Source organism: Duganella rivi, from assembly GCF_009857435.1.
GTDB lineage: Bacteria > Pseudomonadota > Gammaproteobacteria > Burkholderiales > Burkholderiaceae_D > Rugamonas > Rugamonas rivi.
Genome location: NZ_WWCK01000005.1, coordinates 489536 through 510489, shown reverse-complemented (window position 1 = coordinate 510489; position 20954 = coordinate 489536). Strand labels below are relative to the sequence as shown.

Here is a 20954-nt window from a genome sequence, read left to right as displayed (position 1 = left end):
GATAACATGAATGAATAATACATCAGCCCAGTCTCCAGCCAGCACTGTCTTTATCCACAGCCTGATCTTCGCGTTTCCGTTCCTGCTGCTGATTACCCGCCTTGGGGTCGGCCTGTGTAGCTTTGCCTTTTTGATTACGGCGGTGATCTACTGTCGCCGCGGCTGGCCGGAACTGTTGCGCCATCTTACTGAGATTCGCGGCGTATTGGTAGCGTTCGGCGCGGTGCTGTTGCTGGCGCTGGCGCTGGGCCTGCTGAGCGGTGACGGCCGCCTGCGCGACCTGGAAAAACCGTTCCGCATGCTGGCCGCATCGACCGTGATGCTGACCGTGCTGGCCTGCCGTCCCAGCCGCAAGGCCTTGTGGTGGGGCCTGATTGCCGGGGCCGTCGCTGGCGCCGTGTTCGTCGCCTACCAGCGCTGGGGCATGGGCGTGGAGCGCCCCGGCGGCCTGATTAATTCAATTACCTTCGGCGACATCATGCTGTGCATGAGCCTGATGTGCCTGGCCGGCACCCTGGACTTTGCCGGCCGCAGCGCCATCTGGCCCGGCCTCGGCGCGCTGGCCGGCCTGATTGGTTCGATCGCCAGCGGCACCCGCGGCGGCTGGATCGCCATCGGCTTTGCGGTGGTGCTGCTGGTGCGCTACGGCCACGTGCTGCGCGGCCGCCTGCGCAAGGGCTTGGCGCTGCTGGCGCTGGCGCTGGTGGTGAGTAGCTACTTCATTCCGCAGACCGGCGCCCGCGAGCGCATCGACGAGGGCATCAGCGACGTCCACCAGTACTTCAACGGCGGCCCGACCTACACCAGCGTCGGCATCCGCCTGGAGCTGTGGCGCAGCGCCTGGCAGCTGATCGAGCGCCACCCGCTGCTGGGCGCCTCCATCCCCACCGTCAAGAACGAAATGGAACAACTGGTCAAGAGCGGCCGCGCCCACCCTTACGTGCTGCAATTCGAGCACTTCCACAACGATATCCTGCAAGCGCTGGTGTTCGGCGGCGTGGCCGGGCTGCTGGCGTGGGGTTCCACGCTGGTGGTGCCATTCCTGTTCTTCCGCCGCCAGCTGCACCAGAGCGATCACCTGAACGCGCCGGCGCTGGCCGGCATGCTGCTGGTCTTGAGTTACTTTAGCTTCGGCCTGACGGAAGTGATCTTCTGGTCGGTGCGCAGCAATATGTTTTACGCGATGATGCTGTTCCTGCTGGCAGGACTGAGCCTGAACGCAAAGGAGGAAAGCCGTTGAGCGAATTGCGTACCCTGATTATTTCCCCGAACTGGATCGGCGACGCCGTGATGGCGCAGCCGCTGCTGCAACTGCTGCGCGCCGCCCACCCGGAGCGGCCGATCGACGTGCTGGCGCCGCCGGCGGTGTCGGCCGTCTGGCGCCAGTGCGCCGAAGTCGACGAGGTGCTGGAAACCCCGTTCCGCCACGGCGCCTTGCAGCTCAAGCAGCGCTGGAAGTTTGCCCGGCTGCTGCGCAAGCGCGGCTACGCCGACGCCTACGTGCTGCCCAACACCATCAAGTACGCCCTGATCCCTTGGCTGGCCGGCATCCGGCAGCGCGTCGGCTACAAGGGCGAAAGCCGCTACGGCATGATCAACGTGATGCACCACGACGAACTGCCGCCGCGCCCGATGGTGGCGTTTTACGCGGCGCTGGCCAAGCCGCCGGTGACGGTGCAGGGGCCGGGCTTGCGCGCCGCCTTGCCCAAGCCGCGTCTGGTCGCCAGTGAAGCGCAGATTGGCGCCGTGTTCGAGCGCCACGCCATCGACCCTTCGCGGCCGGTGGTGGCGATGGCGCCGGGCGCGGAATTCGGCGGCGCCAAGCGCTGGCCGGCGCGCCACTTTGCCGGCCTGGCGCAGGAAGTGCTCAAGCGCGAGCCGTCCACGCAGATCGCGCTGCTCGGTTCACCGAAAGACCAGGACGCCTGCGCAGAAGTGGCGGCCGCTTTGCCGGAAGGCGCGGCCGTATTCAACCTGGCCGGCGCCACCAGCCTGCCGGAAGCAATCGCCCTGATCGCGCGCACGGCGGCGGTGGTAGCCAATGATTCCGGCCTGCTGCACATCGCCTCGGCGCTCAACCGTCCGGTGCTGGCGCTGTACGGCCCCACCGATCCCGATCACGCGCCGCCGTTTTCCGACCTGGCGGCATCGCTGTCGCTGCGCCTCGATTGCGCGCCGTGCAAGCAGCGCGAGTGCCCGCTCGGCCACCAGGACTGCATGGTCAAGCTGACGCCGGACTTGGCGTGGCAAAAACTGCAACCGATGCTGGCGGTGCGCTGAACGGCACAGAACAGCTTTTTTGCGGTATAAAGCAGGGAGTGCCTTAGCCCTGCGCGAAACATGCTCAAGCGATACTCCATCACTTTTTGGGCCACCGTGTTTGTCAGCGTGGTCTGCCTGTCGCTGGTCGGGATCGACGTCTGGCGCAGCATCAATGCGCGCAGCGGCCAGCTGCAGGAGATGGAGCGCCTCGGCGCCAACGTCGCGCGCGCCATGGCGCAGCAGGCCGACGACACCATCAAGGCCGCCGACACTGCGCTGGCCGATGTGGTCGAGCGCATCGAAACCGAAGGGCAGAGCGAGGCTGCACTGGCCCGCGTGCAAAAGCAGATGGCGGCGCAGGTGGCAAATCTGCCACAGCTGGTCGGCCTGTTTGTCTATGATGAGCGCGGCCGCTGGATCGTCAATTCGCGTGCAGTGCTGAGCCAAGCCTACAATAATTCCGACCGCGAGTATTTCATCTATCACCGCCTGCACCAGGACCGCGGCCCGCACGTAGGCGACCCGGTGATCAGCCGTTCCACTGGCAAGTGGATCATGCCGGTGTCGCGCCGCCTGAACAAGCCCGATGGCAGTTTCGGCGGCGTGGTGCTGGCCACGCTGGACATCGAATACTTCCGCCGTTTCTATCAAAGCTTTGACGTCGGCGCGCGCGGCGCGGTGACGCTGGTGTCCAACTCGGGCGTGCTGATGCTGCGCCAGCCGTATGACAGCGAGCGCGTCGGCGGCAGCATGCGCGAGAGCGAATTGTTCCGCCACTACCTGAAGCAGGGCGGCAGCGGCCGCATCGGCAGCGCCTTCTTCCCATCCTTCCACGACGGCGAGGTGCGGCTCAACAGCTTCCGCCCGCTTGAACATTACCCGCTGTTCGTGACGGCGGCCTTGTCGCGCGAGGAAATGCTGGAGCGCTGGCGGCGCGACACCTTCACGCGCATGCTCGGTGTGCTGGTGCTGGCGGCGCTGATCGGCTTCTTCGGCAAGCGGCTGGTGGGGCAGATCAAGCTGCGCGAGCAGGCCGAGGCCGAGCTGCGCAAGGCGCGCGACGCGCTGGAAAGCGCCAACCGCACCTTGGAGCGGCAAGCCATGCAGGACGGCTTGACCGGGCTGGCCAACCGGCGCCAGTTTGACGTCACGCTCGGCAATGAGTTCAGCCGCGCCATGCGGCACGAGGATACGCTGGCCTTCATCATGATCGATGTCGATTACTTCAAGCAGTACAACGATGTGTATGGCCACAGCGCCGGCGACGAGGTGCTGCGCAGTGTCAGCAAGTTGATCCGCGCGCTGACGCCGAAGCGGCCCGGCGATTTGTCGGCGCGCTACGGCGGCGAGGAGATCGGCATCCTGCTGCCGAATACCGATATCAACGGCGCGCAGGCGGTGGCCGAGCGCATCCGCCGCGCGGTCGAGAATCTGCAGCTGCCGCACCGCGGCAGCACCTTTGGCCATGTGACCTTGAGCGCCGGCGTGGCGACTATCTCGCCCCAGCGCGGCATTCACCTTGCCAGCATGCTGGTGGAAGCGGCCGACAAGGCGCTGTACGTGGCCAAGTCCGAAGGCCGCAACCGCGTATGCCTGGCCGAACCCTGACCCCGCGTCGTTCCGGCGTCCGCCGGAATGACGCTACTGCTCCAGGCGGTGCAGCGCCGCGCGCGCCAGCGGCGGCGAGACGATGTGCGCGCCATCGAATTCTTCGTACACCACGTCATAGCCTTCCTGCGCCAGGCGCTGCGCAATCGCTGCGCCGCGCGCCACCGGCAGCACACGGTCTTCCTTGCCGTGCGCAACGAATACGCGCGGCTCGCCCTCGCGCCGCAGCGGCGCCATGAAGCCGGGCGAGAACGCCAGGATATCGCTGAACAGCATCCCATTCATCAAGCCCACCGACAGCGCATAGGAAGCGCCATCGGAAAAACCGGCAATCGACATCGCATGCTGATCCACCTCGTAGCGCTGCATGGTCCACAGCAGCAAGCGGTCGATGAAGGCCAGATCATGGCCAAAGCCGCCGCGCAGGAAATCCCAGCTATTACCCTCGGCCTCGGGCATCAGCAACAGCGCACCGTGACGCATCGCATGTGCCAGCGCGATGTGATCGCCGCCGCCATGCTGGCCGCCAGCGCCGTGCAGCAGCAACAGCAGGTGCAAACGCCGCCCGTCGTCATTGGCGTTTGGCGGCACGTGCAGCACCGCCTTGCGGCCATCGGCAAACGCGAGTTGATGCGTGCCCGCCTCCAGCGGCGCGTGGCGCTGATGCGCTACTTGCCGCAGCACATCCGGCCGCGCGTGCAGGCGGCCATCGGCATAGGGATCTAGCGGCGGTTCCATTAATCGGTGACCGGGAAGTTAAAGCGCGACACGGTGCCGTTTGGCGTGGTGACGGTAACAGTCAGCGCGCCGCTGCTGATGTTGTTGGTGCAGTTGAGCGCAGCATCTTGCGAAGCGTCGCTGATCATCGAGACGTTGTACACCCACGCACTGGAATCGGCCGCATTGGTGTTCTGCACGGTAGCGCTGCTGCCGCCGAGGATGGTGCCGTTGGACGTGCTGAACACGATCGTGGTGCCGGCTGGCAGCGGGTTGCCGGGACGGTCTGCCAGCCACAGCGGATCGCCAGTGTGATTGGCCGCGCGGTTGGTGGCAAACACGGTGGGGTTATTGTCGCGGATGGCGAAGCTGAAGCTGCGCGTATCGTTGACATAGGACGTGCCGGTGGTGCAATGCGCGAGCGCCAGCGTGCCGGTGCCGGTTGCACTGCTCAACAGGCTGACCGCTGGCGTGCTGTTGGACAGCACCATCACCAGCGATTGGCGCACGTGCACGGTGCCGAGATTTGGCGTCGCTTGCAGCACGCCGTTGTAGACGCCGTTGCCGCCCTGATCCCAGGTGCTGTTGCCGTTGGAGTCGATGTACTGCTCGCCGGGGAAGCGCATGCCGTTGCTGATGGTGAACAGGTCGTCGATGCCGTTGGCGTTGGCGTCGGTCACCGCGCGGTCGTTGCGGAATGGATCGCCCAAATCGGTGAAGGCTTCACCGGCATCGTAGCGGTTGTTGCCGTTGGTGTCGGTGAAGCTTTCTTCGCCAAGCGCGTAAGCGAGGATGGTGACGCGGCCATCGGCCGGGCGTGGATTGCCGGCGCAGAAGCGCACCGTGCATTCGCCCGCCGTGCCCTTGGTGGTGAGCACGCTGCCGTCGGGTTGGGTGGTTTGAATCAGGCCGGTCAGGCAGGACGCGTCCACGCTGCCGCCTTCCGCGGTGAAGCTGACGGCGGTGCCGTCCGGTGCAGGGTTGTGGAAGTGGTCGGCAAGGCGCGCGGTGATCAAAGTACCGGCTGGTGCCGGGCAGCCGTTGAACGATCCGCCTTCGACATTCTTGATGGCGGCGCTGAGCGAGAAGCTATTTTGTTCCGGCACGCCGGTCGACACCACCAGTTGATCGGATAGCGTGGTGACACTGCTGCCGGCCAGCGTGGCCGTCACCCGCACCGGCGTGTTGATGCTGCCGGCCATCACGGTGGTGGTGGCCAGGCCGCCGGTGCCGCTGGTAGCGCTGGTGGCGGTCAGCGCGACGCCGCCGACCGTGGTGTCGAGCGCAAAGTTCACTTGCTGGCCGATCACTGGATTGCCGCTGGCATCCAGCACTTTGAAGGTGACGGTGGCGGTCTCCTGTCGCCCCGCGCCGCCGGTGCCCTTGAGCGCGATATTTTGCGGCGTGGCCGAAACAAAGGTGAGCTGGCTGCCGGTCGCGCCGGGCTTGGCGCCGAGCGCGTAGTTGGCGCTGGCCGACAGTGCGGTACTGCTGACAATGGCGCTGGCCGTCACCACGTAGCTGCCGGCGGTGCTGGCGGCTCCGGCGCTCAGCTGCACGGTGGCTTTGCCGCTGCCGTCCGAAACCACCGCGCCGCCGGCGGCCGAGAACACGGCGTTCTTGTCGGTGCTGGAGAAAGTGACGGTGGTGTTGGGCACGGCGGCGTTGTTGGCGTCTTTCAGCACCGCGCTGACAGTGGCGCTGGCGCCGGGTACCAGCGTGGTGAGCGCCGCGCCGCTGCTGTCGGTCAGCGCAAGCGTGATGCTCGGCTTGCCGGTCGGCGTGGTGCCGGTGCCGCAGCCCGGCAGATTGGGATCGCGGTTAGGATCGATGGTGGTGCAGCCATTCGTGCCGCTGCCGCCGCCACCGCCGCAAGCGGCAAGCAGCACGGCGCACAAGGCGGCAAGCAAGAAGCAGTGTAGGCGGTCGATCCATCGCAAGGTCATGGTGTCTCCTGTGGTGTTCAATTGGTTCCGGCCATGGCGGGCAGCAGGTTGCGGTAGAGGTTCAGCATCGCTGGCCCCAGCAGCACGACGAGCAAGCTCGGGAAGATGAAGAAGATCAGCGGGAACAGCAGCTTGAGCGAGATCTTGGCCGCGTGTTCCTCGGCGCGCTGGCGGCGCTTGGTGCGTAGCTGTTCCGACTGCACGCGCAGCGAGTCGGCAATGCTGGTGCCGAAACGGTCGGCCTGGATCAGCATGGTGACCAATGCGTCGACGTCTTCCACGCCGGTGCGCAAGGCGAGGTTGCGCAGGGCTTTATCCTTGGCGCTGCCGGCGCGCAGTTCCAGTGTGACCAACTGCATCTCTTCGGCCAGCACCACGCTTTTCAAGCCGATCTCGTTGGCGACGCGGGCGAGGGCGGCGTCCATGGCAAGGCCGGCTTCCACGCACACCGTCATCAGATCGAGCGCATCGGGGAAGGATTCGAAAATGTCGCGCTGGCGCGTCTTGACCACGTGGTTGAGCACAACGTTGGGCAGGTAGTAGCCCGCGCCGCCGGCGAGCACCATCCAGAACATTTTGACGTTACCATCGGTGGCGACGGCCTTGCTGCTCAAGTACAGAAACACGATCAGCGGCAGCAGCACGGCCAGCCCGGTTTTCCCGGCGAAGAACAGCGCCGGTGTAGACGGCGTGCGCCAGCCGGCGTTGATGAAGCGCATGCGCACCGGCGAGTTTTCCCAGCCCTCGGTCGGCAGCGACAGCTTGGCTAATGGCGCGGCAAGGTTGACGATGGCCTCGATCCACACCGCGCTCTTGCGCGTGACCTGGCTGCGGTCGCGTAGCGCTTCCAGGCGGTCTTTAACCGGATTGACGGTCAACAGGCGTATCGCCAGCACCACACCGCCAAACACGGCGATAAACACCACGAACAGGAACATGAGTTGGATGATGGTCATGGCCCGCTCCTCAAATCCGTATGGTGGTGATGCGGCGGATGGCAATCATGCCGATCACCATTAGCACGGCGGCCACGGTCAACATCTTGCGGCCGCCCGGATCGGTGAACAGCACTTCCAGCGAACCGGGATTCACCACCGACACCAGCCCGCCGACGGCAAACGGCATCAGTCCCAGCACCCATGCCGACATGCGTCCCTCGGCCGACATCACTTTCACCTGACCCAGCAGCTTGAGGCGGTCGCGGATGATGGCGCTGATCGAGGCCAGCAAGTCGGTCAGGTTGCCGCCGGTCTCGCGCTGGATCAGCACCGCGATCACGAAGTAGCGCAGGTCGGTGCTGGGCACGCGCAGCGCGAGGTTCATCAGCGCATCCGGCATCGACACGCCAAAGTTCACTTCATCGAACACGATGCGGAATTCCGCGCCCAGCGGATCGGGAATCTCTTCGCCGACCATTTTCAGCGCGGTAGGGAAGGCGTGGCCGGCGCGCATGGCGCGGCCCATCATGTCGAGCGCATCGGGCAGCAGCGATTCAATCCGCAGGATGCGCTTGTTCTTGGCGCGCATGGCCTCGAACACCGGCAGAGAGGCCACCACGCAGCTCAGCATCAGGCGCCCGAACCACGGCAGCTTGAGCGAGCTGGCGATGATAAAGCCGGCCAGAAAGCAGCCGGCCATCAGCGCCGACAATTGCGCCGCGCTCATGCTGCGCCCGGTTTGCAGCAGCAGCCGGTCAAGCTTTTGGATGCCGGGCAGTTGCGTCAGGAACTGCTGGATGCTGGGATCGTTCGACAGCGTGCGTTCCTTGGTGATCGACACCGCCAGCTCGCTGCCGCTATCGCCTATCGCATTGCGCAAGCGGCGCGCGATGCGTTCGGCCTCGGGGCCGCGCGCGTTGTTCCAGCTGGTGTAGATGCCCCACACCAGCAACGCCACGGCGGCGAAAATCAGGATGATGAAGAGCAGCAGCCGCACGTCCATGATCAATGCCCCGATGGATCAAACACGGTGGAGCCGATGTTGACGCCGAAGTTACGCAGCCGCTCGATGAAGCGCGGCCGAATGCCGGTGGCGGTGTGGTGGCCCAGCACCTTGCCATCGTCGGCCAGGCCGGTTTGCTTGAAGGCGAAGATTTCCTGCATGGTGATGATCTCGCCTTCCATGCCGGTGACTTCCTGGATCGACATCACCTTGCGCTTGCCGTCGGTCAGGCGCGAGACCTGGATCACCACGCCCACCGCCGAACTGATTTGCTGGCGCATGGCCTTGGTCGGCAAATTGGATGCGGCCATTGACACCATGTTTTCCAGCCGCGTGAGGCCGTCGCGCGGGGTGTTGGCGTGGATGGTGGCCATCGAGCCTTCGTGGCCGGTGTTCATGGCGCCGAGCATGTCGAGCGCTTCGGCGCCGCGCACCTCGCCGAGGATGATGCGGTCGGGCCGCATCCGCAGCGCGTTGCGCACCAGTGCGCGCTGCGTGACTTCGCCTTTGCCTTCGATATTCGGCGGGCGCGTTTCAAGGCGCACCACGTGCGGCTGTTGCAGTTGCAGCTCGGCCGCGTCCTCGATGGTGACGATGCGTTCGGTCTGGCCGATGAAGCCGGAGATCACGTTCAGCATGGTGGTCTTGCCGGAGCCCGTGCCGCCGGAGATCACGATGTTGACCTTGGCCTTGCCGAGTCCTTGCAGCACTTCGGCCATATCGGCGGTCATGGAGCCATACGCCACCAGGTCAGCGAGGCGCAGCGGATCGGCCGAGAAACGCCGGATCGACATAATCGGGCCGTCAATCGCCAGCGGCGGGATGATGGCGTTGACTCGCGAACCATCCGGCAAACGCGCGTCAACCATCGGGCTCGATTCATCGATGCGGCGGCCCACGCGCGAGACGATCTTGTCGATGATCTTCATCAGGTGGGCGTCGTCGCTGAACGTAACATCGGTCAGTTCCAGCTTGCCGCGCCGCTCGACGTAAATCTGGCGGTAGGTGTTGACCAGGATATCGGACACGGTCGGATCTTCCAGCAGCGGCTCCAGCGGGCCGAAGCCGAGCATCTCGTTTTGAATATCGCGCGTGAGCGTTTTGCGTTCGGCGTCGTTGATGACCACTGCATCTTCTTCCAGCAGCTTCTCGACCAGATTGCGCAGTTCGACGCGGATCTGGTCGGGCGTTAAACGCTGCAAGCTCTCCAGGTCAACGCGGTCGAGCAGGGCGGCGTGCAGGCGCTGCTTGAGTTTCTGGTAGGCGCGGTTGTCGATGCCACCTTGCACACGCTGGCCGGAGCCGCGAATGTCGGTGTTTTCCAACCGTTCACGCAGGGAGATGGGAGTGCTCATGATGCTTTCCTCTATTTACGCAGGCCCAGCTTGCCGAGCCAGCCGCTGCCTTGCTGCACCGGCGCGGCTTCGCCAGTGAGCTTGCGCGCCAGTTCGGCCAGTGACAGGCTCAGCGGCGAAGTTGGTGACAGTTGCAGCACCGGCACGCCCTGGTTGACCGAGGCGGCGGCCGCGTCGTAGTTGTTGGGGATGGTGAAACTGATCTCGGCGTCGAAGGCGCTTTCCAGATCTTTTAGACGAATTTCGCTGTTCTTGTCGTGGCGGTTGACGATCAGCTGGATTTTCTCCTTGCCGTATTCCAGCGAGCGGAACACGTTGAGCAAGCGCTTGCTGTCGCGGATGTAGGGCAGCGTGGTTTGCAGAATCGGGAAGATCATGTCGGCGTGATCGAGCGCACGGATGCTGACGGCGTCCAGGCTGCGGCCCACGTCCAGCACCACGAAGTCATATTGGCGGCGCGCCAGCTTGAGGATGGCGTCGATATGATCGGGCTTGACGTCGTTGGCGTGGGCCGGATCGGACGGCGCGGCCAGCACGCCGTAGTTGGGCGTGATGCTGAGCATGGACGAGGTCAGGAACGAGGGGTCGAGGCGGTGGATTTGCTGCGCCACATCGCTCAGCGTCGCCAGCGGTTTGTGGTCGGAGACAAATAGCGAGGCGTCGCCGAACTGCAAGTTCATGTCGATCAACGCCACTTTCTGTTTGCCGCTGGCGGCCAGCGCATAGCCGAGATTGGTGGCGAGGAAGGTGGCGCCGCTGCCGCCCTTGCAAGAAATGAAGGCCAGTACCTTGCCGCTGGTCTGGCCGCGCCGTTCGAGTTTTTCGGCGATGCGCTCCATGGCCGGGTACAGCGCGCTGCTGGTCACCGGCGACGGCAGCACTTCGCGCACACCGGCGCGCATCGCTTGCAGCAGGAATTGCGGATCCTGGTCGATGCACAGCGCCACGCAGGCGATGTTGGGATGCTGGGCCGAGAAGCGCTCCAGCTGTTCGAGGTCGTCGTCGGCAGCTTGCGGGCGGTCGATGATCAGCACGTCCGGCATCTGCTCTTCGCTGAGCGCGGCCGTGCGCCCCACGCCGCCGACGAGGTGGTCGATTTCATCGGATGGCGAACGCGCGCGCAGCAGGCGCATCAGGTCGGCCAGTTGGCGTTCATCGCGGGATATGACGGTGATTTTCAAGTGTGGCGCTCCTTACCTATGCTTAGCGCTTGCTGCCGACGCCGATGGTGAAGCCGTTGCTCTGATCGTCCTTGGTGATGAAGGACTGCTGATAGTTCTGGTAGGCCGCCGTGGCCGCCTGAGCGTCGAGGCCATTGACGGGGCGCGGCACGCGGCCGGCGTCCGGGTTCAGTGTTTGCTGGGCGCGCGCGAGGCGCACTGTGTTGCCGAATTCGCGGTCGAGGCGCGGTGTGGTGCCGCAGGCGGTCAGCAGGGCGGCGAGCAGGATGATGAGTAATCGCATGGCTGCCTCCTAGTGGTCGCCGCCGGACGGCGCAGGCTGCGGCGCCGGGGCAGCCGATGGCTTGCCTTCCATCTTCCCATTGAGGAAGAAGTCGACGCGGCTCGGCTGCACGTAGTCGTCGGTCGGCAGCTTGTGGTCGGCCGGCAGTGGCTGGGCCAGATGCGGCGTGACGATGAACACCAGCTCGGTGCGGTCGTTCTGGAAGTCGCTGCTGCGGAACAGCGCGCCCAGGATCGGAATCTCGCCCAGGCCGGGGAAGGCCTTGATGCTGCTGGTGACGTTGTTCTTGATCAGTCCGCCGATGGCAAAACTTTGGCCGTCGAATAGCTGCACCGTGGTGCTGGCGCGGCGCGTGGTGAACGAGGGCAGGATGGCGGTGGCGGTACTGCCGGTGGCGGCAACGCCGATACCCTCGCGGTTCAGCTCGGACACTTCCGGCGAGACGCGCAAATTGATGCGGCCGTTATCGAGCACGGTTGGCGTGAATTTGACGGCGATGCCGTATTCCTTTTCCTCCAGCGTAATCTGCGGTATGCCGCCGGTATTGCTTTGCGAGACAGGAATGAAAATTTTGCCGCCGGCGAGGAAGCTGGCCTCCTGGCCGCTGATGGCCATCACGGTCGGCTCGGCCAGCACCTTGATCAGGCCATCGTTCTTTTGCGCGTCCAGCGTGACGAACTTGCCGCTCTTGTTGTTGAAGGCGTCGATCTTGCTCGGGTTGCCGCTGAGCAGATTCGATAGCATGGTGTAAGTCCAGCTGCCGCGCGAGCCGTTGAGGCCGACGCTGGCGCCAAGCTGATCCACCAGGGTTTTCGACACCTCGGCAATTTTCACTTCCAGCATCACCTGCTGCGGCGCGGCCACCGACAGCATGTTGACCACGCGGCCGCTGCTGCCATTGCCGCCTTGCGACAGGCCGGACATCGGGTCCATTGCAGCTTGGAAGGCCGCGCCCGCTGCTGCGCCGGAGGCGGCGGTTGGCGCACCGCCGCCTGCCGCTGCCTGTGCCGCTTGCGCGGCAGCATCCGGCGCGGCGGCCGTGCCCTGGTTGCCGCTGCGGGCGTTGCGTTGCAAGTAGGCGGTGGTCACTGCCACGATTTGCGATGCGCGCACCGAATCGGCCACGGTGCCGTGCAGGATCAGCGAGTTGCCGGAAACGGTGATGCGGATGTCGCGCTCGTTGGGGAACAACTCGGTGAACTGCGCGCGCAGGGCGGCGGTGTCCAGCCCGACCGTGATGTCGATTACGGTGGCCTGGTTGGCGCGGTTCCAGACGATCAGGTTGGTCGCGCCGGTGGTTTTGCCGAGCATGTAGATTTCGCTGGGGTTGAGCAGGATGACGTCGGCGATCTTGGCGTCGCCCACAGCCACGCGCGCGGCCGGCGAGGGCAGGCGCATCAGCGTGGACTTGCCGGCCGAGAGCGTAATCTCCTTGGCCAATTCCACGCCGGCCGGAGGGGCGGCAGTGGCAGCAGCGAGAGTGAGCGGCGGCGCGGCGCTCAGCAACACCGCCAGGGCGATCGCCCGCAGCGGCACGGAATGGAATGGCGCAGAAGATACGATACTCAAGTCGCGTTCTCCAATGCTAGCTATGCTTAAAATTGTTGTGAACTACGCTCCAACCCTTTGATGACTTCCACCTTGTCGCCCACGCGTGGCGGCGGCCGTGGTGTCGGCGCTGCGGCGACGGCCGCCGGTTGCGGCGACGGCGGCTCGTTGCGCGTCACCGGCGCGCCGACCGACACCGGCACGCCGTCGAGCAAGCTGCTCTTGGTCGCGCCTTCGGTGTTGGCAGATTTCGGATCGATCTGGTTGCGCAGCACCAGCGACAGCGTGCCCACGCTGCGTGCAAGGTCGAGCTTTTCCACCTGCTCCGGCGTCAGTTCGAGCGTGACGGCGTTGACGACTTTCGGCTTGGTATCGTCGCGGTTGGATTCCTGTGCGATGGCCAGCACCAGTATGCGCTCCAGCACGATTTTCGAAATCGCCTGTTCGCGCACGTTGTGATCGCCGCCGCTGTCGCTTTGGGTGTTGACCAGGATGTCGACGTAATTGCCCGGTAGTGCGAAGCCGGCCACGCCTACCACGTCGTTGACGCGTACCGTCATGGCGCGCTTGCCTTCTGCCACCACCGCCGACAAGCCGCCCGAGGTGCCGGCAGGGGCCAGCTTGCCCTCGGTGACCGGCTCGCCGCGCTGAATGTTGGCGCGCGTGATGCGGCCTTCGAGTGTTTTGGGATCGGTCATGGCGCCGGGCGGCACCGAGCTGGCTGGCCAGTCCACCATGTGGATGAGCTCCGGCGTGATGCGCGCGCCCATGCTGATGTCGAGCAGCGCCACCGCTACCTTGTTGCTGTTGCTGGCCGACTGGCCGGCGATCCATTGCGCCGCGACTACCACGGCAGCCAGCGCCAGGAACAGCGCCACACCTATCATTGTCAGAGCCCGAGTATTCCTCATCCTTGCCTTCCCTGATTCAGAGCTTGTTTAAAAGCGGCCGCAGCTTCGTTGCAGCGCCTCGCCGTGCACGCGCACTGTCTTCGTCGCTGCGCCTCGCTGCGACCGCTTTTAAACAAGCTCTATGTGCGTGTAGTTTGTACATCGCGGCGTTCGCGTTCCTTCTTCTGCTGTTCGGCGGCGACGCGTCGGGCGCCGGCGCCGGCAAAGTAGTTGTGCCATGCCCAATCCAGCGAGCGCTGGCTCAAGGTGGGCGGCGTGCTTTCGTAGCGGGCCAGGTCGCGCACTTGACGGATCAGGTCGCGCGGGTAGCAGGCTAGCAGCGGTGTCTCGTCCTTGGCATGCAAACCGCTCAGCAAGTAGTCGAAGGCTGCGGCGTCGAATGCAATGCCGTACTGCGCGCAGGCCTGGCGGAACAGGAGTTCATATTCCGCTTGGGTTTGCGGCGGTACTTCTATCTTGTATCCCAGCCGGCGCAAGAAGGCGCCATCGGATAAACGTTCCGGCAGGAAGTTAGACGAGAATACCACGACCACATCGAAGGGCACTTGAAAAACTAGTCCAGTGTGCAACGAAAGATAATCGACGCCACGATCCATCGGCACGATCCAGCGATTCATCAATTCCAGCGGCGAGCAGCGCTGGCGGCCGAGGTCGTCGATGATGAAGATGCCGTTGTTGGCTTTCAAATGAGGAGGCGCCTGGTAGAGGCGGGTATTGGGATCGAAGCGCAGATCGAGCATCTCCAGCGTCAGCTCGCCGCCGGTCAGTGCGGTCGGACGTTGCAGGCCGCGCACCCAGCGCGCGTCGAGCTGGCGCAGCAAGTCGCCGCCTTCTTCCGCCGGCGCACCGCCTTCGATAGGCCGATGCTGCACCGGGTCGTAGAACGGCACCACCTCGCCATCGATCATGATCGCGTACGGCACCGAGATCGCGCCGTGCAGCAAGCCGCACAGGCGCTCGGCCAGGAATGTTTTGCCGCTGCCGGCCAGTCCATAAATGAAAATCGCGCGTCCCGAATTCATGGCCGCGCCCATTTGATCGAGCACGAAGGGGCTGGCGACGACATCATGAAAAGTCTTTTGCACATCTTCGCGCGTGACGTGCAGATGGCGCACGCTTTGCGCTTCCATCTGCGCCACGTAGGCGGCCAGCGTGACCGGCGCGGGGCCGGCGTAGGAGTTGCGGTTGAGGCAGGCGATGGCGCGCTGCATGCCGGCTTCGGTCAGGTGGTAGGTAAGGTCGGCATCGGTGCCGCTGCCGCCGCTGCGCGTGACTTCGCACAGCTTTTCATTGCGCAAGTGAGTCACCAGCGGCGTGATCACGCTAATGCTGAGCTTGAGGTGGCCGGCTAATTCCGGCAGGCGGACTTGTCCGCGCTGGAACAAGACTTTGGACAACAGCTCGACCAAGAACAGAAACGGCAGGCCCGTTTCTTCCGTAGTGCGCGGCGCGCGCGCATCGGCGGGGGATTCTGTGATCTGCTGAGTGGTCATGGTGTCCTTTAAAAGAACAGGCTACGCCCGCTGCTTGCGCCGACGATCAGGTAGGGCGCGGCGCCGGCGGCAATCGCCACCGCATACGGCAAGCGGCCGCTGGCCGCAGCAGGCGCATCCATCTTCGGCACTTCGCCCGCGAGCGAGCGCAGCATGCTGTACTTGATCATGTGCCAGGTGTTGTAGACCATGATTTTCAGGCGGCCATTAAAGCCGGCCACCACCAGGGCCAGCACGCCGCCGGCCAGCAAGGTCAGTAGCGTGATGCCAGCCACCGCGCCGGGGCCGACGAAGGCGCCTATCATCGCCATCAGCTTGACGTCGCCCGCGCCCAGTGCGCGCATGGCGTACATCGGCAGCAGCAGGCACAAGCCAACCGCAAGGCCGCCCAGCGCCTTGAGAAAACCGATGCCGCCAAAGACTTGTATGAAGAGACCGTCGCCGGGAGGCAACGCTGTATTGAAGAGCAGGCCCAGCACGGCGCCGCCGAACACCAGGGAGTTGGGTATGCGGCGCGTACGCAAATCGTTCCAGACAGCCAGTGCCAGCAAGGCGCACAGGATGATCAGGGGCAGTGAAGTCATGGATCGCCTTATGAAAAGGGGACAGACGAGTCTAGTGTATAGAAAAAATCCAGAACGGCGCATACCGTTCTGGAAATTTTTTTGTTGCAGCAGTGATGCTCAATCAGGACGACTTGAGCAAGCCGGAGATATACGTCAGCGAATCGGTCAGCTTCGGTCCGAGGATCACCACGCCGGCGGTAATTGCAGCGGCGAGGGCGGCGGCCATCAGTGCGTACTCGATGGCGGTAATGCCGTCTTCGTCACGCAGGAAGTTTTGGATTGCGTTCATATTATTCTCCGGTTGAGGTACTGCTGATAAGTCTTACGACGATTTGATCAGCCCGGAGATATAGGTCAGGGAAGCGGTGATTTTTGGACCCAGGATCGCCAGGCCGGCGGTGATGGCGGCTGCGATGGCTGCTGCCATCAGGGCGTATTCGATAGCGGTGATGCCGTCTTCGTTGCGGATGAAGTTGCGGATTGCGTTCATGATGAGCCTCGTTAAAGTTGGTTGAGTAGGTGGTTTTACTGCTTCAACTAAAACGGGGTTCGGGTTTTAGGTACTGCCGATGTAAGTTATTCTACGCCGGGTACTGCGGTATTTCACTAGACAAACGTCACTTTCTCTCGTGACATTTGTCACTGCGCCACACTAGGTCTTCGAGCCCAGCACGGCCAGCACGGCAATGATGATGATGACCGAGGCCAGTGCAGCAATCAAGGCGTACTCCAGCAGCGTGGCGCCGTCCTCGTTGCGGACGAAGCGGGCGAGACGGTGAGTGATATGAGACAGACGCATTGTGTTGCTCCTACGGGCGAAGATGAGTTCAAGCTGTCAGTGTAGGGGCGTGGCACCGTTTTCACATCGGACAAACGTCATGAAGTGTAGTGACATTTGTCATTGTTTTTTTTCAGACAAAAAAAATCCGGGACGAGTCCCGGATAAAGTCTAACTAGGAGTTTTACAACGAGGAGACTGGAAATCAGGACGACTTGATCAGGCCGGAGATATAGGTCAGCGAGGCGGTGATCTTAGGGCCGAGGATGGCGAGACCGGCGGTGATCGCGGCGGCGATGGCAGCGGCCATCAGGGCGTATTCGATAGCGGTGATGCCGTCTTCGTCGTTGATGAAGTTTTTGACTGCGTTCATGATAGACCTCGTTTCAGTGTAGTGGATGGTATGGATTTGGCCTTACTCACTAAAACAGGGTCAGGGTTTTAGGTACTGCTTGTGTGCTGCCGATGAAAGTCATTCTACGCACACCAATCCCATTGCACAGCGGACAAACGTCACGATCTAGCGTGACATTTGTCACCGATTCTCACGAGACTGGAGCGCTGGTCATGCCGTGCTTGGTGGCGTAGACGTAGAGTTCCAAGCGGTTAGCCACGCCCAGCTTCTGGTAGATGGTGGTGAGATTGTTGCGCAGCGTCGGCTCGGCAATGAACAGGCGCGAGGCCAGTTCTTTATTAGGCGCGCCGTTGCCTTCTACGACTACCGCGACGATCTTGCGCTCCTTCGGCGTTAGCGAAGCGATGCGCGCGGCCTCGGGATCGGCCTTGGCCGGCGCCGATAATTGGCCCAGCAGGGCATTCATCAGCATTGGATCAAGACAGGTCTCGCCGCGGTGCACGCTGCGGATGCCGTTCAGCACCACGTCGGCCGGCGCTTCCTTGCTGACTACGCCGCGCGCGCCCAGCTTGACGGCCTGCGTCAGCAAGCCCTGATCGCGGTTGCCCGACAAGATCATCACCTTGGCGCCGCCGCTGTCCTGCAATAGCTGCGGCAGAATCTCAATCGAGCTGCGGCCCTCCAGGTCGAGGTCAAGTACGATGACGTCGGGCTTCAGGGCGCTAGCCTGCTGCAAGGCGGTGTCGTTGTTGTTGGCAGTGCCGACTAATTGCAAGTCGCTGCCGCCGCCCTCGATCAGTTTTTCCAGCCCCCACAACATGGTCTTGTGGTCATCTACCAGCATGATGCGGATAGTGCTCATGGTCTTGCCTTCGGATAGTTATACCGGGATGGCGATGCTGACTGCGGTGACGCCATCCGACTCGCAGTCGATGGCAATGTGGCCACCAAGCGCGGCAGTGCGCTCAGCCAGCGATCCAGGCAGGAATGGGGCCGATGGACCTTCCGGGGTTTCATTCTCGATGCGTATCCGCAGCTGGCCGTCAGCATTGCTCAGGCTGATCAACCCAGTGCGGGCACGGGTGTGTTTGCGTATATTATGCATGCCTTCATTCACGATCTGGAACACCTCAGCAGCGAGCCGGTCGCTGATGGACAGGCCTTCTTCCGCCTGTATCGTTATCTGGATATCGTAGAACTCTCGCACTTGCTGCGCCTGCCGGCGCAAGGCCACCAGCAGCTCGGCGTCGGTCTGCGCCGCGCCTTGCCGCACGTTGCGGGCGAACTGGCGCATGTCGCCGATCACCTGCGTGGTCATGTCCAGCAGTTTATCAAGTTCGGACGCAACAGGGTGATCCGATTGCAAAGCTTGCCTGATCGCGCTGATGCCGTGGCGTAGCCCGATGTAGGGCTGGATGGTGGTGTCGTGCAGGTCGCGCGCGATCTTCTGCCGCTCGCGGAAGGCGGCGTCCGAGGCCAGCCGGTCGAGCAGCACGATGTTCTCGATCACCGGGAATACCTGCGCCGCCAGCTGTTGCAGAAAAACCGCATCGGCGCGGCTGAAGCGGTGCGTACCCGACACAACGTAGATGCGGCCCTCGCCCTTGCGCAAGGGCAGCGGCGCGCTGACGAAGGAACTGGCATCGAGCAAGTCGATCAGCTGCTCCACCGTCTCCGGCGGCAGGCGCTGCCAGCGTGCATCGCCCGGCGCACGGGTGCGCGACTCCAGCGAATTCGGCAGGCGCGGATGCAGCGCCGACGCATACTGCACCAGCACCTGCGGCTCAAACACCAGCAGCGGTGCGGCGGCGCCCTCGGGCAGGCGCGACAGCGAGGCGCGGCCATCGGGTGCGCCCGAGGAATGCAGCTGCCACAGATCGTCGCTGCTATCGCGCATCAGCAGCAGGCAATTGCTGGCGTGGTAAAAATCGCGCGTCTGCTGCAGCATGGTGGCAATGGTCTGATCGACGCCGAAGCGCGGGTTGGACAAGCGGCTGACATCGCGCAGCAAGCGCAAGCGGCGGCGCTGCGCCACGCCCATGCCGCCCCAGTAAGCAATCATGTAGCCGAGCGCCAGCACAAAGGCGGTACGCAGCAGCAAGTGGCCGGCGTTGATATTGCTGTCGCTCAGCCAGGTGGCCAAGGCCAGCGCGAAAGTCGCGCCCAGCGTAATGCGCGCGCCCTCGTCAAAGCCCCACTGGAACGAGGCGGTCAAAATCACAAAGAAGAAGAACGGGAAGAAGAAGCTGTTGCCGCCGCCGGTGCAATACACCATCAGCGCGAACCAGCCGAGGTCTATCCAATAGACGGCTTTGCCATGCCAGAAGGGATTGCGGTGACGGCGCGCGGCCGCCAGCAAAGTCAGGCTGTGCAGCAGATAGCCACCGAAGATCAGGGAACTGAGCAGGCTGAGCTCGCCATGGTAGGTGCCCAGATCGCCGGGCGCGACAAACAGCGTCAAGATCGCGGTCAGCGCCAGCACCAGGCGCATCACGAACACCATGGAAGCGCCGACGGCATCTCCGCCAGAGCTGGCGGCGCGGGAGTTGTTACTCTCTGCTATCACTGCCGATGTCTCCTGCATACAAGCAAACTAAGCGAAGTAGCGATTCGATAGTTGTTGCTAACGCAATCGAGTCTACGCAGTCATTGCTGCAATGTCTAGCAAGAGCGTGCTACGCTGTGCTGCATGATTCACGTCCGCCCAGGCGGACGCCGCGTTTTTGATGCTTTTAACGAACATTAAATAACTAGGCGAAACAAAATGAATCGCGTTAGAATGGTTTCACGTCACCTCGCTCCCGTGGCGCTGCCACCGGCCCGCTGCGCGCCGGGCAGCCCAACCACAGTCCCGCGCCACCTGCGCTGCCGCCTGTGCTCACTTCACCGTGTCACGGACGCAACACCATGAAATTGCCCGCATTTAAGCGCCGCCAGCGCGGCTCGGCCGTCGTTGAAATGGCCATCATTGCGCCGATCGCCTTCTTGCTGCTGATCGGCGTGATCGAGTACAGCATTTTGTTTTACACCACGCTGACCATGCAGTACGCGGTGCGCGAGGCGGTGCGCTACGCCGTCACCGGCCGCACCGACAAGGATCCGGCCGCCAACAACCAGCAGCGCTACCTGGCCGTGGTGCAGCAGATGAAGAACAGCTCGATGGGCATGTACGACAGCCTGAACGTCGCGATCTCGGTCAACGGCGCCACATACGCCAGCACCAGCGCCTACAACGCCAACATGTTCGGCGGCCCCGGCGACATCGTGGTGCTGCGGGTTGACTGCACCTGGAAACTGGCGACGCCGGTGCTGGCGGTGTTCTTCCCTAACGGCGAATACAAGTTCACGGTGGCCGCCACCATGCAGAATGAGTCCTTCTGATGCGCGCCTCCACTCATCGCTCCGGGGTACGCCAGCGCGGCATTGCCGCCGTTGAGTTTGCGCTGCTGCTGCCGATTTTGGTGGTGCTGTTCTTCGCGCTGATCGATGTCGCGCGCGCCTTGCAGGCCAATATGATTATCATCAACCTGAGCCGCGAGGGCGCCAACCTGGCGTCGCGCGGCAAGCTGCAATTGTCGGAGAACGCACAGACCATCATCGGCCAAGTGGCGGCCTCGGCGCCGCCGCTCGATTTGAATAAGCTGGGCATGATTTACGTGACCCGCATCATGGGTTCGACCACCAACGGCGTCACCAAGAGCATCGTGCTGGAGCAGTATCGCTGGGATGACAGCGTCAACAACCGCGGTTTTCGCGTCAGCGGCTATGCGCCGGCCAGCAAGGTGTGGACGTGTTCCAACTGGGCCAGCGGTACTGCCGGTACTTGCTCGGTACCGACCGGCAACAACGCGCCGTCGGTGTCGATGATGAGCGGCCAGTTGATCGACGGCGAAGTGATCTACGTGGTCGAAGTGTTTTACAAGTTCAACATGCTGTTCCAGACCTTCAGCTTTGGCCTCTTCAGCACCAGCACGCTGGGGCCGGACTTTTACTCGATGACGGTATTCTGA

General features: G+C 63.4%; 22 protein-coding genes. 5 read left to right on the top strand and 17 right to left on the bottom strand.

Translation table 11 applies throughout. The features are described from left to right. Nucleotides 1-10: 10 nt before the first annotated feature. Genes GTP45_RS18455 through GTP45_RS18445 form a run of 3 tightly spaced genes read left to right on the top strand, consistent with a single transcriptional unit; the run spans nt 11 to nt 3870 of the window. Complete coding sequence (locus tag GTP45_RS18455; protein ID WP_161015335.1) at nt 11-1240, top strand: O-antigen ligase family protein; 1230 nt, start codon at nt 11-13, stop codon at nt 1238-1240. After that, nucleotides 1237-2280, top strand: coding sequence for a lipopolysaccharide heptosyltransferase II (gene waaF / locus GTP45_RS18450; protein ID WP_161015334.1), 1044 nt, complete (start codon nt 1237-1239; stop codon nt 2278-2280). The genes GTP45_RS18455 and waaF overlap by 4 nt, the downstream gene beginning before the upstream one ends. Before the next feature lie 60 nt (nt 2281-2340). Further along, complete coding sequence (locus GTP45_RS18445) at nt 2341-3870, top strand: sensor domain-containing diguanylate cyclase (RefSeq protein WP_161015333.1); 1530 nt, start codon at nt 2341-2343, stop codon at nt 3868-3870. A 33-nt stretch (nt 3871-3903) separates the two neighbouring features. Here the strand turns inward: GTP45_RS18445 and GTP45_RS18440 are convergent, their stop codons facing one another. From GTP45_RS18440 to GTP45_RS29330, 17 genes are all read right to left on the bottom strand, one after another. Continuing rightward, nucleotides 3904-4608, bottom strand: coding sequence for an alpha/beta hydrolase (locus tag GTP45_RS18440; RefSeq protein ID WP_161015332.1), 705 nt, complete (start codon nt 4606-4608; stop codon nt 3904-3906). After that, entirely contained in the window at nt 4608-6533 is a 1926-nt protein-coding gene (locus GTP45_RS18435) for an Ig-like domain-containing protein (protein ID WP_161015331.1), read from the bottom strand. Before GTP45_RS18435 ends, GTP45_RS18440 begins: the two co-directional genes overlap by 1 nt. A 17-nt stretch (nt 6534-6550) precedes the next feature. Continuing rightward, on the bottom strand, nt 6551-7489 hold the full coding sequence (locus GTP45_RS18430) for a type II secretion system F family protein (RefSeq protein WP_161015330.1): 939 nt from the start codon (nt 7487-7489) through the stop codon (nt 6551-6553). 10 nt (nt 7490-7499) lie between these two features. Next, nucleotides 7500-8474 carry a type II secretion system F family protein gene (locus GTP45_RS18425; RefSeq protein ID WP_161015329.1) on the bottom strand — a complete coding sequence of 325 codons (975 nt, stop codon included), beginning with the start codon at nt 8472-8474 and terminating at the stop codon, nt 7500-7502. A gap of 2 nt (nt 8475-8476) precedes the next feature. Next, nucleotides 8477-9817 (bottom strand): TadA family conjugal transfer-associated ATPase, encoded by a 1341-nt coding sequence (locus GTP45_RS18420; RefSeq protein WP_371874481.1) that lies wholly within the window; start codon nt 9815-9817, stop codon nt 8477-8479. 23 nt (nt 9818-9840) lie between these two features. Continuing rightward, nucleotides 9841-11010 (bottom strand): CpaE/TadZ family protein, encoded by a 1170-nt coding sequence (locus GTP45_RS18415; RefSeq protein ID WP_161015327.1) that lies wholly within the window; start codon nt 11008-11010, stop codon nt 9841-9843. Between the two features lie 22 nt (nt 11011-11032). Continuing rightward, on the bottom strand, nt 11033-11293 hold the full coding sequence (locus GTP45_RS18410; protein WP_161015326.1) for a hypothetical protein: 261 nt from the start codon (nt 11291-11293) through the stop codon (nt 11033-11035). 9 nt (nt 11294-11302) lie between these two features. Then, nucleotides 11303-12862, bottom strand: a complete 1560-nt coding sequence (locus GTP45_RS18405; protein ID WP_229258524.1) for a type II and III secretion system protein family protein — start codon at nt 12860-12862, stop codon at nt 11303-11305. Nucleotides 12863-12888: 26 nt separating this feature from the next. Further along, the gene (gene cpaB, locus GTP45_RS18400) at nt 12889-13752 is read right to left on the bottom strand and encodes a Flp pilus assembly protein CpaB (protein ID WP_161015325.1); all 864 of its coding nucleotides are present in this window, start codon (nt 13750-13752) and stop codon (nt 12889-12891) included. Between the two features lie 119 nt (nt 13753-13871). Next, entirely contained in the window at nt 13872-15245 is a 1374-nt protein-coding gene (locus GTP45_RS18395) for an ATP-binding protein (protein ID WP_161015324.1), read from the bottom strand. Between the two features lie 8 nt (nt 15246-15253). Continuing rightward, entirely contained in the window at nt 15254-15829 is a 576-nt protein-coding gene (locus tag GTP45_RS18390) for an A24 family peptidase (protein ID WP_161015323.1), read from the bottom strand. Nucleotides 15830-15932: 103 nt separating this feature from the next. After that, nucleotides 15933-16100: a Flp family type IVb pilin gene (locus GTP45_RS18385; RefSeq protein ID WP_161015322.1), complete on the bottom strand. Its 168-nt coding sequence runs from the start codon at nt 16098-16100 to the stop codon at nt 15933-15935. A 33-nt stretch (nt 16101-16133) separates the two neighbouring features. Next, nucleotides 16134-16301, bottom strand: a complete 168-nt coding sequence (locus GTP45_RS18380) for a Flp family type IVb pilin (RefSeq protein ID WP_161015321.1) — start codon at nt 16299-16301, stop codon at nt 16134-16136. Nucleotides 16302-16463: 162 nt separating this feature from the next. Further along, nucleotides 16464-16610: a Flp family type IVb pilin gene (locus GTP45_RS18375; RefSeq protein ID WP_166454665.1), complete on the bottom strand. Its 147-nt coding sequence runs from the start codon at nt 16608-16610 to the stop codon at nt 16464-16466. A 184-nt stretch (nt 16611-16794) separates the two neighbouring features. Continuing rightward, nucleotides 16795-16962: a Flp family type IVb pilin gene (locus GTP45_RS18370; RefSeq protein WP_161015320.1), complete on the bottom strand. Its 168-nt coding sequence runs from the start codon at nt 16960-16962 to the stop codon at nt 16795-16797. Between the two features lie 172 nt (nt 16963-17134). After that, the gene (locus tag GTP45_RS18365) at nt 17135-17806 is read right to left on the bottom strand and encodes a response regulator transcription factor (RefSeq protein ID WP_229258523.1); all 672 of its coding nucleotides are present in this window, start codon (nt 17804-17806) and stop codon (nt 17135-17137) included. Between the two features lie 18 nt (nt 17807-17824). Next, nucleotides 17825-19510, bottom strand: a complete 1686-nt coding sequence (locus tag GTP45_RS29330) for a sensor histidine kinase (protein WP_161015319.1) — start codon at nt 19508-19510, stop codon at nt 17825-17827. A gap of 341 nt (nt 19511-19851) precedes the next feature. On the opposite strand from GTP45_RS29330, the gene GTP45_RS18355 reads away from it, so the two are divergent. Next, a complete protein-coding gene (locus GTP45_RS18355; RefSeq protein WP_161015318.1) occupies nt 19852-20325 on the top strand; it encodes a TadE/TadG family type IV pilus assembly protein in 474 nt (157 codons plus the stop codon). Next, on the top strand, nt 20325-20954 hold the full coding sequence (locus tag GTP45_RS18350; RefSeq protein ID WP_161015317.1) for a TadE/TadG family type IV pilus assembly protein: 630 nt from the start codon (nt 20325-20327) through the stop codon (nt 20952-20954). The genes GTP45_RS18355 and GTP45_RS18350 overlap by 1 nt, the downstream gene beginning before the upstream one ends.